Consider the following 13,367-nt stretch of genomic DNA (forward strand, 5'->3'; position numbering starts at 1 on the left):
AACTGATGCGCGGCCGCCTTGGCCGCGCCGTGGAATGCCTTGATGCGCCGGCGCGAAGCCGCGGCGGATCAGGCGCTTTGCTTGAGCTGGTCGAGCAGCGAAGAAAATTCCGGCCGCGTCTTCAACGGCTCGAGATCAGGATCCTGCCGCATCCAGTCGGCGTCGCGGTAGCCGAGCGCGATGGCGTCGCGCAGGGACTTGAGTGCCGCGGCGGGGCGCTGCGAAAGGGCGAGGCTGCACGCGAGATTGTAATGGGCGGTGGCGTTGCGCGGTTGAAGGCGCACGAGCTTGCGGTCCATTTTCAAACCGTCGGGGATGCGGCCGTTTTTCGTGTAGAGGCCGCCGAGCAGCTCCACGACCTCGGCATATTGCGCATCGCGCCGGAGAATATTTTCAAAAAATCCGATCTCAAAGTCAGGATCGTGCTTGGTCTCTTTGGCCATGATAGCGGGGGCTAGCCGTGACGCGGACAATCGCCGGTGGTGCGGAAGCGATCGCACTGGGCGCTGACTTGCAGGCGTTGGGAGACAGGGGTCAGACCGAGTTTCGAGGAGACGGTGCTGCCATACCACGACATGAACGGCGCGCTGATTTCGAAGATCTTATCGCAATCGGTGCAGACGACTTGGGCGACCTGGCTGTTGTTGTCGGCGATGGGGCGGTAGAATTTTTCGCCGCTGCCGATGTCGACCTCGCGCAACAGCCCGCCTTCGGTCATGATGGGCAGGGTGCGATAGACGGTGGCGCGGGAAACGGAATCATCGATGGCGCGGGCGTGGTCGAGGAGTTGTTCGGCGGTGAAATGATCGGTGCGCGCGAGGGCCGCTTCCAGAATGGCCATCCGCTGGTTGGTGACGCGGAGCCCCTTCTGGGTGAGGAAGACCTTAAAACGTTCACGGGCGGACGGGGAGCTCACGGGGGCAATGTCGGAATGGGTTTTAGGGGTGTCAACCGGGAAGGCGGATGAGGGCGCTACAGGGAAAGAGCGCACGCTGTCGCAAAGCGTGGAGCGCCAAGCGTCAGGCGTGGCAAGTCACGCGAGCGTGGGCGGGCGAAGGGCGGGCGAGACGGCGAGCACGTGAACACCCTGTCAGTCACCGGAAACGAATGGAGCAGAGGCGGTTGACGGGAGCGGACGCACGCAGAGAAGGGCGAAGGCTTAGGCGGGCCGCGGCGGCGCTGGGATGCGTGAATCCCGCCCCAGGATGACGTCGTGCGCGTGGGGAACGTGCGGCGCGAAACGCGTTGCCATGCGGAGGCAGCGGCGGCGTGATGCGCGGCATGATTGTCGGGGTGCATCCGCTCGCGGGATTCGACAAGCTCCTGCACTATAAGGTGCCGGAGGCGTTGCGCGCGGGCATGCAACTCGGGTTGCTGGTGCGCGTGCCGATCGGGCCGCGGGTGACGCTCGGTCTCGTGGGGCAAATGGGGGCGCCGACGGACTTTCCGGTCGAGAAGCTGAAGCCGGTCACGCAGATTGTTTATCCATTTCCTGCGCTGCCGGCGGACTTGCTGGAACTCGCGCGTTGGATGAGCCGTTACTATGCGGCGCCACTGGATGGGATCATTGAAACGATGATTCCGGGGGCGGTGCGGCACGGTGCGGCGTTGAAGCAGGAAAAGCTGCTTTCCCTCGCGAGGCGGTTGGCGCCCGATGAACTGGCGGCATTGGAAAAACGTGCGCCGCAGCAGGCGCGACTGTATCAGTTTCTCGCGCAGCAATTCAAGGCGCAGCCGAAGAGTCTGGTGTTGTCGCGGCTCGGGCAGACGGCGGCGGTGGTGAATGCGTTGATGAAACGCGGGGTGGTGCAGGAGGAAGCGCAGCGCGTGGAGCGCATTGCGTATGCCGATGGCTTCGCCCACGGCGAACTCGTGGCGGCGCAACCGCACGCGCTCAACGCCGAGCAGCAGGCGGCGGCAGAGGCGGTGGCGGCGGCGCTGGCGGAAGAGAAATTCAGTGTGACGCTGCTCCACGGCGTGACGGGCTCGGGGAAGACGGAAGTCTACCTGCGCGCGATCGATGCGGCGCTCAAGGCGGGCGGTGGCGTGGTGTTTCTCGTGCCGGAGGTGGCGCTGACGCCGCAGACGGTGGCGCGGTTGCGTTCGCGGCTGGAGGCGATCGCGCCGGGGCATCAGTGCGTGGTGTGGCACAGTCATTTGAGCGAAGGTGAGCGGCTCGACGGCTGGTTTGCCTTGGCCACGGGAGAGGCCCGCGTGGTCGTGGGAGCGCGCTCGGCGATTTTCGCGCCGGTGCGCGATTTGCGGTTGATCGTCGTCGATGAGGAACACGAGCCCGCCTACAAGCAGGATGAAACGCCGCGCTATCACGGACGCGATGTGGCGGTGTATCGCGCGAAGTTGAACCGGGCGGTCGGCCTGCTGGGCTCGGCGACGCCGTCGTTGGAAAGTTTCGTCAATGCGCAGGCGGGCAAATACCGCCTGCTGCGGCTGACGCAGCGGGTGGATGCGCGCAAGCTGCCCGATATCGACATCGTGGACATGCGCATTGAAGCGATGCGCCAGCGGACGCTGCCGACGCTGTCGCGGCGCCTGGTGGACGCGATGCACCGGCGGTTCGAGCGGAAGGAGCAGACGATCTTGTTCATCAACCGCCGGGGCTATTCGTCGTCGATGCTGTGCACCGATTGCGGCCAGGTGGAAGAGTGTGAGCATTGCAGCATCACGATGACGTATCATCGGGCGGACGAAGTGTTGCGGTGCCATTTATGCGGCGCGGAGCGGCCGGCGCCGCTGGTGTGTCCCAAATGCCGTTCGCCGAAGATCCGCTGGCGTGGGCTGGGCACGCAACGGGTGGAGGAGTCTGTGCGCCGGGTGCTGCCGCGCGCGCGGATCGAGCGGATGGATACGGACACGATGGCGAAGAAGAACCGGTTTCGGGAGGTGTTGATGGAGTTTCGCGCGGGGAAAATCGATGTGCTCGTGGGCACGCAGATGATCGGAAAGGGGCTGGATTTTCCGAACGTGACGCTGGTGGGGCTGATCGACGCAGACATCTCCATGCACATTCCGGATTTCCGCGCGAACGAGCGGACGTTTCAGTTGCTGGTGCAAGTGGCGGGACGGGCGGGGCGGGGTGACCGGGCGGGCGAGGTGGTGGTGCAGACGTTCACACCGCAGGCGGAGGCGATTCAATTTTCGCGGCACGCGGATTTCGAAGGCTTCGCGGAGTCGGAGTTGAAGCTGCGGCGGGATTTTCGTTATCCGCCATTCCGGCATTTGATTCACCATCTGTTTCGCGGCCAGAATCCGGAGAAGCTGCAATTTTTCGCGGAGCAATGGGCGAAGCGAGTGGAGCAGGTGTTTGGCGATCGGGTGGAGTTGCGGGGCCCGTCGCCGTCGCCGATCGAGAAGATCAAGGACCACTACCGCTGGCAGGTCTGGTATTTCACGGCGTCGGCGACAAAGGTGGTGCCGGAGTTGGTGAAGTTGCGCGCGGAGTTTGCGTGGCCGGATGACATCACGCAGGTGCTGGACGTGGACCCGGTGAATTTGTCGTAGAGGGGAGTTTGCCGGCAGAGAGCGGACGCAGCGGAATTTGGCGCATGGTCGTGCGCAGCGGCGTGCGAGGTGAAATCAGGCGGGCCGGCGCGGGAATTTGCGTTGCGAGGTGGCCGGGGAGCGCGTTGAACGAAGGGCGTCCCGCATGTTCAACCCCGAGGAACAGCCTGAGGCCGGAAGCGAGCGCCCGCGCGGTGCAGGGCGGCGCGCCTTCACGCTGGTGGAGTTGTTGACGGTGATCGCGATCATCGCGGTGCTGGCGGGGATCACGATCGGCGCGGCGCGGGGCGTGAAGGAACGTGCGGCCCGGTCGCGGGCGAAGGGGGAACTGGCGGCGGTGTCGGTCGCGCTTGAATCCTACAAAAGGCAATATGGCGACTATCCGGAAACGAAGGATGCAGCCGCGCTGCTGCAATGCCTGATCGGCAAACGCGGTCCGACGGGCGCGGCGATGACGGGGCGATCGATGCTCGAAACCGCGCGTTTCAGCCTGAGCGCGGACCCAACCACAGACGTGACTGCGACGTTGCAGGATCCTTGGGCGCGCGCGTACGAGTATCATTACAAGACGGATCCGGCGGCGACGTGGCGCGCCCCGGGTTACGTGCTGTATTCCGCCGGGCCGGACGGCGCAGACGATACGCCGGCAGCGGACGGAGCACTTGATGCGACGACTGCGGCAAACGCCGATAATATTTACGCGAACCAATGAGTCAGCCCGAACATCGCCGTGCCGCGTTTACGCTGATCGAATTGCTCACCGTGATCGCGATCATCGCGATTCTCGCGGGCATCCTGATTCCGACGGTGAGCGGCGTACGCGTTTCGGCAAAGAAAGCGGAGACGAAGGTGCGCTTCAGTCAATGGGCGTCGGCGATGGAGCAGTTTAAGCAGGAGTATGGTTATTATCCGGCAATCGACAGCGGCGGCACGGCCAACAAGATCAATCCGGCGCGGTTCGCGGGCGCGCTGACGGGGCGTCGACTCGACGGCACGGCGTTTGCCTCGACCACCGACCTGGATCTGGCGGGCAACAAGCGAATGATCGCGTTCTATTCGCTGACAGAACGGGAACTGAACGCAGATCGGACGGCGTTGGTGGACGCATTTGGCAATACGGATTTTGCCGTTTACTACGACAAGGATGGCGACGGGCACATCACGACAGCGGACACGGGAGGCGCTGGACCGGTAGCGGTTGCAGGAGACGCCCAGGCCTTGTCGCCGGTCAGCACGGACGTGGATTTGACTACGACGCAGGGCGTGCGAGCGACCGTAGTATTCTATTCGGCGGGCAAGGGCGACAGTGCGAGTGACATTATTTACAGTTGGAAATGAGGCTCCGTCGTCGAGGCTTCACATTGGTCGAATTGCTGGTGGTGATTGGCATCATTGCACTCACGGCGGGCGTCCTCGGTATGGCGTTTCGCGGGGCCAGCGCGTCGACCGGTTTACAGGCGGCGCAGAACTGTCTCGCCACCGTGCTGGCGGGGGCCCGCGGGCAGGCGGCTTTGGGGCAGGCGGAAGCGGCGGTGATCGTCGATGCCGACCCGGCGAGCGCCACGTATTTGCGGGCGGTGGGCGTGGCAACACGGCAGTCCGGAGCGACCCAATTTGTCTTCGCGGGCGACTGGCTTGTGTTGCCAGATGGCGTCTATATCGTGCCGCCCAATTCAGCGAGCGCGGGCACCTCGTTTGAGATCGATAGTGGGGCGGGTGGCGCGTGGACGCCGGAAAGCTTTTCATCGCTGCTGGCGCCCTCGAATTCGGACGTGCGCAAGAGCGATGGCACGTCCGCCGGGATGGTGATGAGGTTGGATGCCACCATCTCGCCAGTGGGTCGGGTGACATCGGCGGGCGAGGTGCGGCTGGCAGTGGCAGCGGCGCGGCGCAGCGCAGATACAATTATTTTCGGCCACCCAGCGGCGGAGCGCGGTGTGCTGGTGAGCGCTTACGGCGCCGTGATTTTCGTCAATGATGCGAGCGCGTTTTAGTCGAGGATTTACCTTGGTCGAAGTCGTGCTCGCCGTGGGCGTGTTCGCGGTGACGATCGTGGGCCTGCTGGCGTTGTTGACGCCGACGGCAAAATCGACGGCGGAAATCTCAGACTACGCGCGAGCCAGTGCGCTGGGTGATGGCATCCAAGGGGAACTGGAACGGTTGCGCGATGCAAACGTGGGCGCTGGCCGGCTCGACGCGTTGCATGACGTGGTAGCAGCAAATACACCGTTGAAGTTGGTCGCGTCGGCCGACGCGACCCGCGTATTGCGCGAGAGCGATGCCGTCGCGGCAGGATTGTCGGAGCGGGACTGGCACTTTCTCATCGAGATTAGAGAGCAGCCCGCACCGCTCAACTATACCGCAGGCGCAGCGTTTCTGGCGCTCACCGCGACGGTGAAATGGCCGTATAAAATTCCCAGCGGTGAGACCGACGTGACCGACGCAGACCTTACACAGGCGTCGTCGTTGATGTTAAACTTTGCGATCTCACCATGAAGCAAGCGCGTTCGGCGAAGGACGGCGGTCAAGCGACGTGGGCGTTTACGCTGTTGGAATTGCTGGTGGCAATGGCAATCACGGCGGCACTGGCGGGAGTGATGTTCGTTCTCTCGACCAACGTGTTGCGGGTGTGGAATCGGACGCAAGGCACGTTGACGACGGAGGGACAGGCGCGGTTGGCGCTCGATTTACTCACCGAGGATCTGCAGGGCGCGCTCTATCGCAATGATGGTAATGTGTGGCTGGCCGCGACCGTGCAGACTGACACCGGCGCGAGCGGGCTGTGGGATGCGACGGTGAACAATGCGAACCCGAAGGCGTCGGGAGGAGATTGGGCGAACGTTGATTTCACCGAAGCGCGTTTCGGACTGGCGGGGGTGTGGTTGCGTTTTTTCACGACGGTGACGGCAGCCGGCGCGGGCGATGCGGACATTGCGGGGCCGGCGGCGGTGAGTTACCAGATCATCCGACGAGCAAGCCCTGGCGCGGACGGAACGGAGCCGCACTACCTGCTTTACCGCAGCGAAGTGACGCCGAAGGCCACCTTTGAAACGGGTTATAATCTCGATCCGGCGACAGGAGACTATCGGACAGGGTCAGTGGTGGAGGGCGAGGCGGGCAACGTGCTCACACCGCCGATCGCACGAGTGCTGGCAGACAATGTGATCGACTTTGGGGTGCGACTTTATGCGCGCGACACGAATGGGACGCTGACCACGATATTTCCGGCGAGCGCTGCGGCGACGTCATACTTTGCGAAATCTCCGGCGTCGGCCGTGAGCGCGGGGGATCGATTCCCCGAAGTGATCGACGTTTCCCTGCGCGTGCTCACGCCCGAAGGCGTGAGGTTGATTCAAGCGCTGGAATCTGGGCAGACCCGAGGGGATTGGTGGTCGGTGGCGCTGGCCAATTCGCGGTTGTTCACGCGGCGGGTGAAGGTGGCCGCTAAGGGGTTTTGAACATGACGAGCGCGCTGACGTTCTCCCGACTCTATGGTGCGCGCCGACGCCAGGCGGGGTTTGCCTTGCTGCTGACGGTGACGCTCGTGGCCGCGTTGCTGGTCTTGCTCGTGAGCTTGGTGGCGTTGACGCGCGTCGAAACGAAAATTTCGGATAACGGCGTGAAGGAGGCGCAAGCCCGGCGAAACGCGCTGATGGCGTTGAACATTGCGCTGGGCGAGTTGCAAAAATATGCCGGACCGGATCAACGCGTGACGGGGACGGCGGACGGTTTCGGCGGGGTGGTGGGCACGCGATACTATACGGGCGTGTGGGATTCGCGCACAACAGGCACGGGGACGTTACGCTGGCTGGTCAGCGGTGGCGAGTCGGCGGCGTTCTCGCCGGCGGCTGCGCCCCTTGATGCGGTTGAGCTTGTCGGAGAACGGACGTCAGCGACCGCAGGTGAATCGGTGGTGGCCATGAAGCGGCCGATCACAGCGGTGGTCGCCGGCCAATCGAACGAAGCCGTGACCGGTGCCTACGCGTGGTGGGTGGGGGACGAAGGGGTAAAGGCCAGCCTGGCGGTGGGCGATCGCACGGAGGCAATCACCTACCCGCCATATCAATCGGGCGACGCCCGAGCACGATTGCGCCAGCAAACGGGACTGGGGGCGGCGCCGACCGATACAGCGGGTGAGACTTTAGTGGAGCCGCGCTCCGCCAGTAACGCGTCGAGCCTAGCGCGGTTGTTCGGCCGCGAGCAGATCTCTTTGTTGACGACACCGGCGACGGCACCGTTGGGACTAACCGTAACTCGGGATAACTATCACAATTGGACGGTGTTGAGTAAAGGGGTGTTGAGCGATACGGTCCGCGGTGGTTTACGGCAGGATGTGTCGTTGAACGCCAATCTGCTCGGCGAAGAGTATGCGGTGTGGGCGGATTATACGAACACGAGCGTAATGGAAGACCCGGCATCGCCTGGAACTCCGGCACCTTCACCCGGCTACGGAAGCGAACCGCTGCGTCGGCGCTATACGATAGGGCCGTTCGTCGCGTCGCAGCGACCGCGGATTGCGCCGGTGATATCGTATTTTTATATTCTATTCGGGGTGCGCAAGCAGTCTGCGTCGGCGCCGTTTACCTTGAGTATGCGTTGGGCAGTCGCGCTATGGAATCCTTATACGAGTGCGCTCGTTCCAGAGCCGCTTTCGATCGAGGTGACTGGTTTGCCGGAGCAGGTATCGTTTTTGCACGCATCAACGCAGGCGGTGGACGCGACGGTATCCCTCCGAAACTTGTATGGCGCACCGATGAAATTGCGGTTGCCGTGGGACAGCGCGCCGACGAGCCCGGATCGCAAGTCCTGGCTTCCCGGACGCGTGTACAATTGGGTGAGTACGGGTGATCCGGCGTTCACTGCTTCGTCGACAAACCCCGGAAGATTCTATTCTCGCGATTTACCAGGCTTTGCGACGGGACTGATGACGAGCGTGGCTGGCTCGGGCGTGATCAATGGCAATTCTCCTTTGGCGGTGCGAGTCGGTGGCAAGACGACGCTCACCGTGAAGTTATTTCGCGACAGTGACCACGCGCTCCTCGCCACTTATACCAGTCCGGAATACGACGCAGTGCCGACGACAGCAGGAACGGCGGCGTCGAACTCGACCTCGCAGCTCGGTTTTTTATTTCGACTCGCAGAGAGCTACGACACGGTGGCATCGGACCCCGGGCTGTGGCTGAAGACGACGTTGGAAGACCCGCGAGCCGAAGACTATCCAGCGGATGGATTGCGAGCGGTGCCCAACGGAACGAATCCGGCGCTCTACGTGAATTACACGACGATCTCAGCGCCCGACCGCCTGCTTGATCGAGATATCACTTGGGGAACTTCGTTCGATGAAGACGTGCCGGTGTTTGAATTACCGCGGGCACCGCTGCTGTCGCTCGGCGCTTTGCAGCAACTCTACGTCGCGGGTGCGCGACCATTTGCGATCGGCAACTCGTGGGGACAATCGGCCCTCATCAACAATCTGCACGGCAACGAATTGTTCGACCGGTTTTTCCTCAGCGGCTTGTGCCCCGGCGTTGCGCCCGATCTGGCGGCGGGAGAACCGTTGCCGAATCAAATGCTATTACCGCTGACGGAAAAACCGGATGGCACGGCGGTATTGTTAGCGACACTGCAGGGGGCAGCCGCGCAAAGGAGCTCCGAATTTCTCCTTCAACAGGGCGCGTTTAACATCAATTCGCTAAGTGCGTCGGCGTGGCGGGCGGTGTTGCACGCAGGCCGGTTTGGCGATGGAGGAGCGTTTTCCTATCTTAATCCGAGTGCGGCGACCGGCACGGCGGGTGACGCGAGCAGGCAGACAATCGATGCGATTGACGCGCAGTTTTTCCGGTTTCCGCAGTCCGCGCAAGAGACCTTCGCGGCCAGCGACAACTACGCGCAGTCGACCACGGGTGCCAACGGCGCCGGCGGACCGGTGATCAATACTCCTCTATTTCGGCGTGGAAAACGAGCGCTGTCGGCCACGCAAATTCGTGACCTTGCCCAGCAAGTTGTGACGCTAAATCGACAGAAGCAGGCTGCGTCGGGTCCCTTTCGGAGCTTGGAGGAATTTCTAAATCCGAATGATCTCTTTGCAGAGGCCGACGGAACTCCCAGCAGTTTGCTGGAAAAAGCGATCCGCGATGCCGGGCTGAACGAAGCGATCGGAGAATTTAGTTCACAATGGCTCACGCAAGCCGATCTCGTGACGGCCATCGGACCGGTGTTGTCCGCCCGGAGCGACACGTTTGTGGTCCGCGCTTATGGAGAGACGCGTAATCCCGTCGGCGGGAATATTGAAGGTCGGGCATGGGCGGAGGCGGTGGTGCAACGGCTTCCCGAACCGAAGTCTCCCGCGAATCGACAGCATCCGACCGAGGCCGAATACCAAAGCCCGGGTACACTCGGCCGGCGGTTCAAAATTTTATCATTCCGATGGCTTTCTTCCTCCGACATCTAGCGTTGCGCGGCAGTCTATTTTTGGCCGTAGCGGTGGCCGCGATCGCGCAGCCGGCCCGGCCGCGCGAACTCGAGGTTCATTTTACTGTGTTTGCGCCGACGTTCGTGAGTGACCTTGCGTATCGGATCAAAACTGAACGGGCGGTGAAACTGGTGCCTTTGACGTTCTTCCCCACGGCGCGCTCGCCGGTGTATGCGTATCGAGGACCGGCACCGTTGGAGATCGTGGATGAGAAGTCGGGTGAAGTAGTGGCGTTGGCAGATGTGCCGCCAAATATTTCGGAGCCCTTGATCATCTTGTTTCCCCTAACTCCAGCGCCGACCAAAGGAACACGATTTCGCGTTTACGTGCACGATGACGCGAAATCCAAGCACGGACCAGGAGGCTTGGGTGTTCTGAATTTCTCGAACCTTTCGCTAGATGGGACAGTGGATCGGCAGGCGGTGCAATTCGGGAACGGATTCTACGGCCCCTATAACGTGGGAGCGGTAGCGAAGGTGATGCTGCGCACCCGATTTCGCGGACGCAGCCTGCAAACCTACGCCGACAGCATTCACCTCGGCCGCGACGGCCGGGCGCTCCTTCTACTGTTGCCGCCGTTTTATCGCGGCTCGTTGGAAGTGCAGACGCGGATATTGTTGGACGAGGTGACGCATCCGGACTCGCGTTAGGCTGGTCTAGCGAGCGCCGGGGTTCTGGGAAGCGAATAGCTCACGCGTCAATAGTTCGGCGGAAGTGGTAACATCTACCCCAGCAGCACCTGCCATTGGTTTTCGCGGGCGGAGCGGGCGGCTTTCAGGGCGCCGAGGGCGACGTAGCGTTTATAATCCTGGCCGGCGATTTTCACTTTCGGTGATTCATATCCGTCGTCGGCGAGGCGTTTTTGCAGCACGGTGTCGATGCCTTTGATCTGCGATCCGCCGCCGGTGATAATGATGTTTTGCAGCAGCGGCACGACCGAATCCGAGGAGGCGCGTTGGATCAGCGTCGTGAGCGCAGGATAGATTTTATCGAGCAGGGCGTTGGCGGCGCGCCCGATGACGTCACCGAGTTCCAGCGTATGGCCTTTGCCGCCCATGATGACTTTGACGTCGATGGGCTTGCGGGTCGGGCCGACGTAGGCGTGCGCCTCTTTGATTTCGCGCACTTTCAAGCGGGAAAGGCCGTTGTTGGGATAGGTGCGATCGAGTTCATCGTGCATGAGGGCGTCGATCGCGTCGCCGGCGAAAGCGATGCTGACCTGATCGTCGCTCGTGGGAAAATAGCCTTGGACGAGGCAGATGTCGGTGGTGCCGCCGCCGATGTCGATGAAGAGCGAATTGACGACCGGATCGAGGTAACCGGGCTGGCCGACGCGGGCGTCGTCGCGGTAACCGAGTGCGGCGAGAAACGGTTCCGGGATCAGGAGGATGCGGCTGAAGATGCCTTGGGCGATGCGGCGGATTTCTTCGCGGGCAGGTTCTTCGGCGTTGGCGGGCACGCCGACAACCGCGCGGATTTCAGCGGTGCCGCTCGGGTCGACGAGGGTGCGGATGTGGTGGAAGAAATCGCGGGCGGCTTCCTCGCGGGTGATGACGCCGCTTTCGAGCGGCGTGACGAGGCGGGCGTGCAATTGGTTGCGCAAAGCATCCTCGCCGAAGAGCACGCGGTGGTTGCCGGTGATGATGCCGTCGACGATGCCTTCTTTGACGTAGCCGACGATCGAGGGGATGACTTTGCTGACAAGAATGTCGTTGGTGCCCGGAGCACCCGCGAGCACGCACGATTTGTTGGTGCCGAGATCGAAGCCGACGAGGATCGTCTTGCCGCCGGCGCGCGAAGGCACGGTGGATGGCGTGGGGGCGGGCGTGTGGGCCGTGAGCGGGCGTTCAGGAGTGGAGACGGAGGACATAGGAATTTAAACGGGTTAAGAGGTCCGCGCGGCGCGTTGGCCGGCGAGCATGCTGTCGATCATGTCGGCGATGTTAATGTCGCCGCCTACCGGACGGGCGGGTGGCGGCGGCGGAGATGAAGCGGGGACCAAAGGCTGGGAGGGAGCGGCGGGGAGGCGGGCGGCAACCAAGTCGGCGACCACGCTCGCGGTGGCGAGGCGTTCGTCTTCGGTGTGCTGCAGCGCGGCCAGTTCGTCGTCTTCACCGCCGTGTGCGTGCGCGGCGGCGATGGCCGGCGTCCATGCGGTGTGTTCGAGGCGCGCTGCTTCGCTGGCGCGTCCGAGCAGGCGGAGCATCACCATGCGCCGGTAGATCAAAATAGCATCCGCCCACGGCGACGCGACCATCGGGCAGAGCGAAGACACAGATTCGCTCAAGATGAGGCGCTAGACCGAGCAGGCGCGGGCGGGTTCGCGATTTTCTGCGGCGCGGCGCGGGGTTTTCCGTAAGCTCTTTGTCAGAGCGGTCGTCGCAAAAAATAAAAAATCAACAGGGCGGCGGCGAGTCCGAGGAGGGCGAGGGCGAAATAGAGAAAGCAGCCGCGGCGGACGGTGCGGTGGACGACTTGAGGGTCGATGGTATCTTGTTCGAATGCGTCGGCGGGTTGACCGGTGGTCAAATCGACGCCGGGAGACGCGGGCGAGGAAACTTGGGCGGCGGCGTGGGCGCTGGCGGCGGCGGCGGCGATTTCGCGTTCCAAGCGGGCGAGATGTTCCTGCGCCAACTCGCGCTGGCGGAGTAGTTCGGAGAGTCGGTCGGGCGTCGGCACAGCGAGGAGAGGGGAAGCGCGGGCAATAAAAAACGCAGCCCAGAACGGGCTGCGTTGGAAGATAAATGTGGCTCGGTCTGGCTCAGACGATCGAGACCTTGCGGTGGGGCTTGTCGTATTTCACGGTGCCGTCCGTGAGGGCGAAAAGCGTCCAATCGCGGCCGATGCCGACGTTCTTGCCGGCGTGCAGCTTGGAGCCGCGCTGGCGAACGATGATGTTACCCGCGATGACGGCTTCTCCGCCGAAGCGTTTAATGCCGAGCCGCTTGGACTGGCTCTCGCGTCCGTTGGTGGATGTTCCCTGACCTTTCTTATGCGCCATGACGAGGAGTGATTAAGCGTTAATGGATTCGATCTTGATGACGGAAAGCTCCTGGCGATGGCCGCGTTTACGCTCCATGCCTTTGCGCTTCTTCTTCTTGAAGACGATGACCTTATCGCCGCGTTTGTTTTCGAGAATCTTGGCGGACACCGTGGCGCCCGTGAGCAGAGGTGTGCCGATCTTGAAGGTTTCGCCCTCACCAGCGGCCAGCACGTCGGTAATCTCGATGGTCGAGCCCTTTTCCGTGTTCGGGTAACGGTTTACGATGAGAATGTCGCCCTCAGAGACATTGAACTGCTGTCCCTGAGTCTTGATGGTGGCTTTCATAAATAAAACCGCAGAAAAAACGGGTTCGCGGAAGTGAACGCAAGGTTT

15 protein-coding genes are annotated in these 13,367 nt (G+C 62.5%); 8 read left to right on the forward strand and 7 right to left on the reverse strand.

Features of this window, described 5'->3' with window-relative positions; all coding sequences use genetic code 11:
* Positions 1-68: 68 nt before the first annotated feature.
* Positions 69-443 (reverse strand): TPR end-of-group domain-containing protein, encoded by a 375-nt coding sequence (locus K0B96_RS05700; protein WP_220164830.1) that lies wholly within the window; start codon positions 441-443, stop codon positions 69-71.
* A gap of 11 nt (positions 444-454) precedes the next feature.
* Entirely contained in the window at positions 455-916 is a 462-nt protein-coding gene (locus K0B96_RS05705; protein ID WP_220164832.1) for a Fur family transcriptional regulator, read from the reverse strand.
* Between the two features lie 365 nt (positions 917-1,281).
* Between K0B96_RS05705 and priA the strand changes: the two genes are divergently transcribed.
* The 8 genes from priA to K0B96_RS05745 all read left to right on the forward strand — a co-directional run bounded on the left by priA (position 1,282) and on the right by K0B96_RS05745 (position 10,641).
* Positions 1,282-3,519: a replication restart helicase PriA gene (priA, locus tag K0B96_RS05710; protein ID WP_220164834.1), complete on the forward strand. Its 2,238-nt coding sequence runs from the start codon at positions 1,282-1,284 to the stop codon at positions 3,517-3,519.
* Between the two features lie 145 nt (positions 3,520-3,664).
* Positions 3,665-4,231 carry a type II secretion system protein gene (locus tag K0B96_RS05715; RefSeq protein WP_220164836.1) on the forward strand — a complete coding sequence of 189 codons (567 nt, stop codon included), beginning with the start codon at positions 3,665-3,667 and terminating at the stop codon, positions 4,229-4,231.
* Entirely contained in the window at positions 4,228-4,857 is a 630-nt protein-coding gene (locus tag K0B96_RS05720; protein WP_220164838.1) for a type II secretion system protein, read from the forward strand. The genes K0B96_RS05715 and K0B96_RS05720 overlap by 4 nt, the downstream gene beginning before the upstream one ends.
* On the forward strand, positions 4,854-5,513 hold the full coding sequence (locus tag K0B96_RS05725; RefSeq protein ID WP_220164840.1) for a prepilin-type N-terminal cleavage/methylation domain-containing protein: 660 nt from the start codon (positions 4,854-4,856) through the stop codon (positions 5,511-5,513). Before K0B96_RS05720 ends, K0B96_RS05725 begins: the two co-directional genes overlap by 4 nt.
* Positions 5,494-6,015 (forward strand): type IV pilus modification PilV family protein, encoded by a 522-nt coding sequence (locus K0B96_RS05730; RefSeq protein WP_220164842.1) that lies wholly within the window; start codon positions 5,494-5,496, stop codon positions 6,013-6,015. The genes K0B96_RS05725 and K0B96_RS05730 overlap by 20 nt, the downstream gene beginning before the upstream one ends.
* Positions 6,012-6,977, forward strand: coding sequence for a hypothetical protein (locus K0B96_RS05735; RefSeq protein ID WP_220164844.1), 966 nt, complete (start codon positions 6,012-6,014; stop codon positions 6,975-6,977). The genes K0B96_RS05730 and K0B96_RS05735 overlap by 4 nt, the downstream gene beginning before the upstream one ends.
* 2 nt (positions 6,978-6,979) lie before the next feature.
* Positions 6,980-9,970: a hypothetical protein gene (locus K0B96_RS05740; RefSeq protein WP_220164846.1), complete on the forward strand. Its 2,991-nt coding sequence runs from the start codon at positions 6,980-6,982 to the stop codon at positions 9,968-9,970.
* Positions 9,946-10,641: a hypothetical protein gene (locus tag K0B96_RS05745; RefSeq protein WP_220164848.1), complete on the forward strand. Its 696-nt coding sequence runs from the start codon at positions 9,946-9,948 to the stop codon at positions 10,639-10,641. The genes K0B96_RS05740 and K0B96_RS05745 overlap by 25 nt, the downstream gene beginning before the upstream one ends.
* Before the next feature lie 74 nt (positions 10,642-10,715).
* Here K0B96_RS05745 and beeR read toward each other — a convergent pair whose 3' ends face one another.
* From beeR to rplU, 5 genes are all read right to left on the reverse strand, one after another.
* Positions 10,716-11,861 carry a BeeR family actin-like protein gene (beeR, locus tag K0B96_RS05750; RefSeq protein ID WP_220164850.1) on the reverse strand — a complete coding sequence of 382 codons (1,146 nt, stop codon included), beginning with the start codon at positions 11,859-11,861 and terminating at the stop codon, positions 10,716-10,718.
* Positions 11,862-11,876: 15 nt separating this feature from the next.
* Positions 11,877-12,266 carry a hypothetical protein gene (locus tag K0B96_RS05755; protein ID WP_220164852.1) on the reverse strand — a complete coding sequence of 130 codons (390 nt, stop codon included), beginning with the start codon at positions 12,264-12,266 and terminating at the stop codon, positions 11,877-11,879.
* A gap of 92 nt (positions 12,267-12,358) precedes the next feature.
* Positions 12,359-12,670 (reverse strand): hypothetical protein, encoded by a 312-nt coding sequence (locus K0B96_RS05760; protein ID WP_220164854.1) that lies wholly within the window; start codon positions 12,668-12,670, stop codon positions 12,359-12,361.
* 82 nt (positions 12,671-12,752) lie between these two features.
* On the reverse strand, positions 12,753-12,992 hold the full coding sequence (rpmA, locus tag K0B96_RS05765) for a 50S ribosomal protein L27 (protein WP_220164856.1): 240 nt from the start codon (positions 12,990-12,992) through the stop codon (positions 12,753-12,755).
* A gap of 12 nt (positions 12,993-13,004) precedes the next feature.
* A complete protein-coding gene (gene rplU, locus K0B96_RS05770; protein ID WP_220164858.1) occupies positions 13,005-13,319 on the reverse strand; it encodes a 50S ribosomal protein L21 in 315 nt (104 codons plus the stop codon).
* Positions 13,320-13,367: the final 48 nt, after the last annotated feature.

This window comes from Horticoccus luteus (genome assembly GCF_019464535.1).
Lineage (GTDB): Bacteria > Verrucomicrobiota > Verrucomicrobiia > Opitutales > Opitutaceae > Horticoccus > Horticoccus luteus.

Excerpts from the sequence above, each read along its gene's own strand:
- K0B96_RS05745 (WP_220164848.1), top strand. The coding sequence starts at position 9,946 with ATGGCTTTCTTCCTCCGACATCTAGCGTTGCGCGGCAGTCTATTTTTG.
- priA (WP_220164834.1), top strand. The coding sequence starts at position 1,282 with ATGATTGTCGGGGTGCATCCGCTCGCGGGATTCGACAAGCTCCTGCAC.
- rpmA (WP_220164856.1), bottom strand. The coding sequence starts at position 12,992 with ATGGCGCATAAGAAAGGTCAGGGAACATCCACCAACGGACGCGAGAGC.
- K0B96_RS05725 (WP_220164840.1), top strand. The coding sequence starts at position 4,854 with ATGAGGCTCCGTCGTCGAGGCTTCACATTGGTCGAATTGCTGGTGGTG.
- K0B96_RS05730 (WP_220164842.1), top strand. The coding sequence starts at position 5,494 with ATGATGCGAGCGCGTTTTAGTCGAGGATTTACCTTGGTCGAAGTCGTG.
- K0B96_RS05735 (WP_220164844.1), top strand. The coding sequence starts at position 6,012 with ATGAAGCAAGCGCGTTCGGCGAAGGACGGCGGTCAAGCGACGTGGGCG.
- K0B96_RS05720 (WP_220164838.1), top strand. The coding sequence starts at position 4,228 with ATGAGTCAGCCCGAACATCGCCGTGCCGCGTTTACGCTGATCGAATTG.
- rplU (WP_220164858.1), bottom strand. The coding sequence starts at position 13,319 with ATGAAAGCCACCATCAAGACTCAGGGACAGCAGTTCAATGTCTCTGAG.
- K0B96_RS05700 (WP_220164830.1), bottom strand. The coding sequence starts at position 443 with ATGGCCAAAGAGACCAAGCACGATCCTGACTTTGAGATCGGATTTTTT.
- beeR (WP_220164850.1), bottom strand. The coding sequence starts at position 11,861 with ATGTCCTCCGTCTCCACTCCTGAACGCCCGCTCACGGCCCACACGCCC.
- K0B96_RS05715 (WP_220164836.1), top strand. The coding sequence starts at position 3,665 with ATGTTCAACCCCGAGGAACAGCCTGAGGCCGGAAGCGAGCGCCCGCGC.
- K0B96_RS05740 (WP_220164846.1), top strand. The coding sequence starts at position 6,980 with ATGACGAGCGCGCTGACGTTCTCCCGACTCTATGGTGCGCGCCGACGC.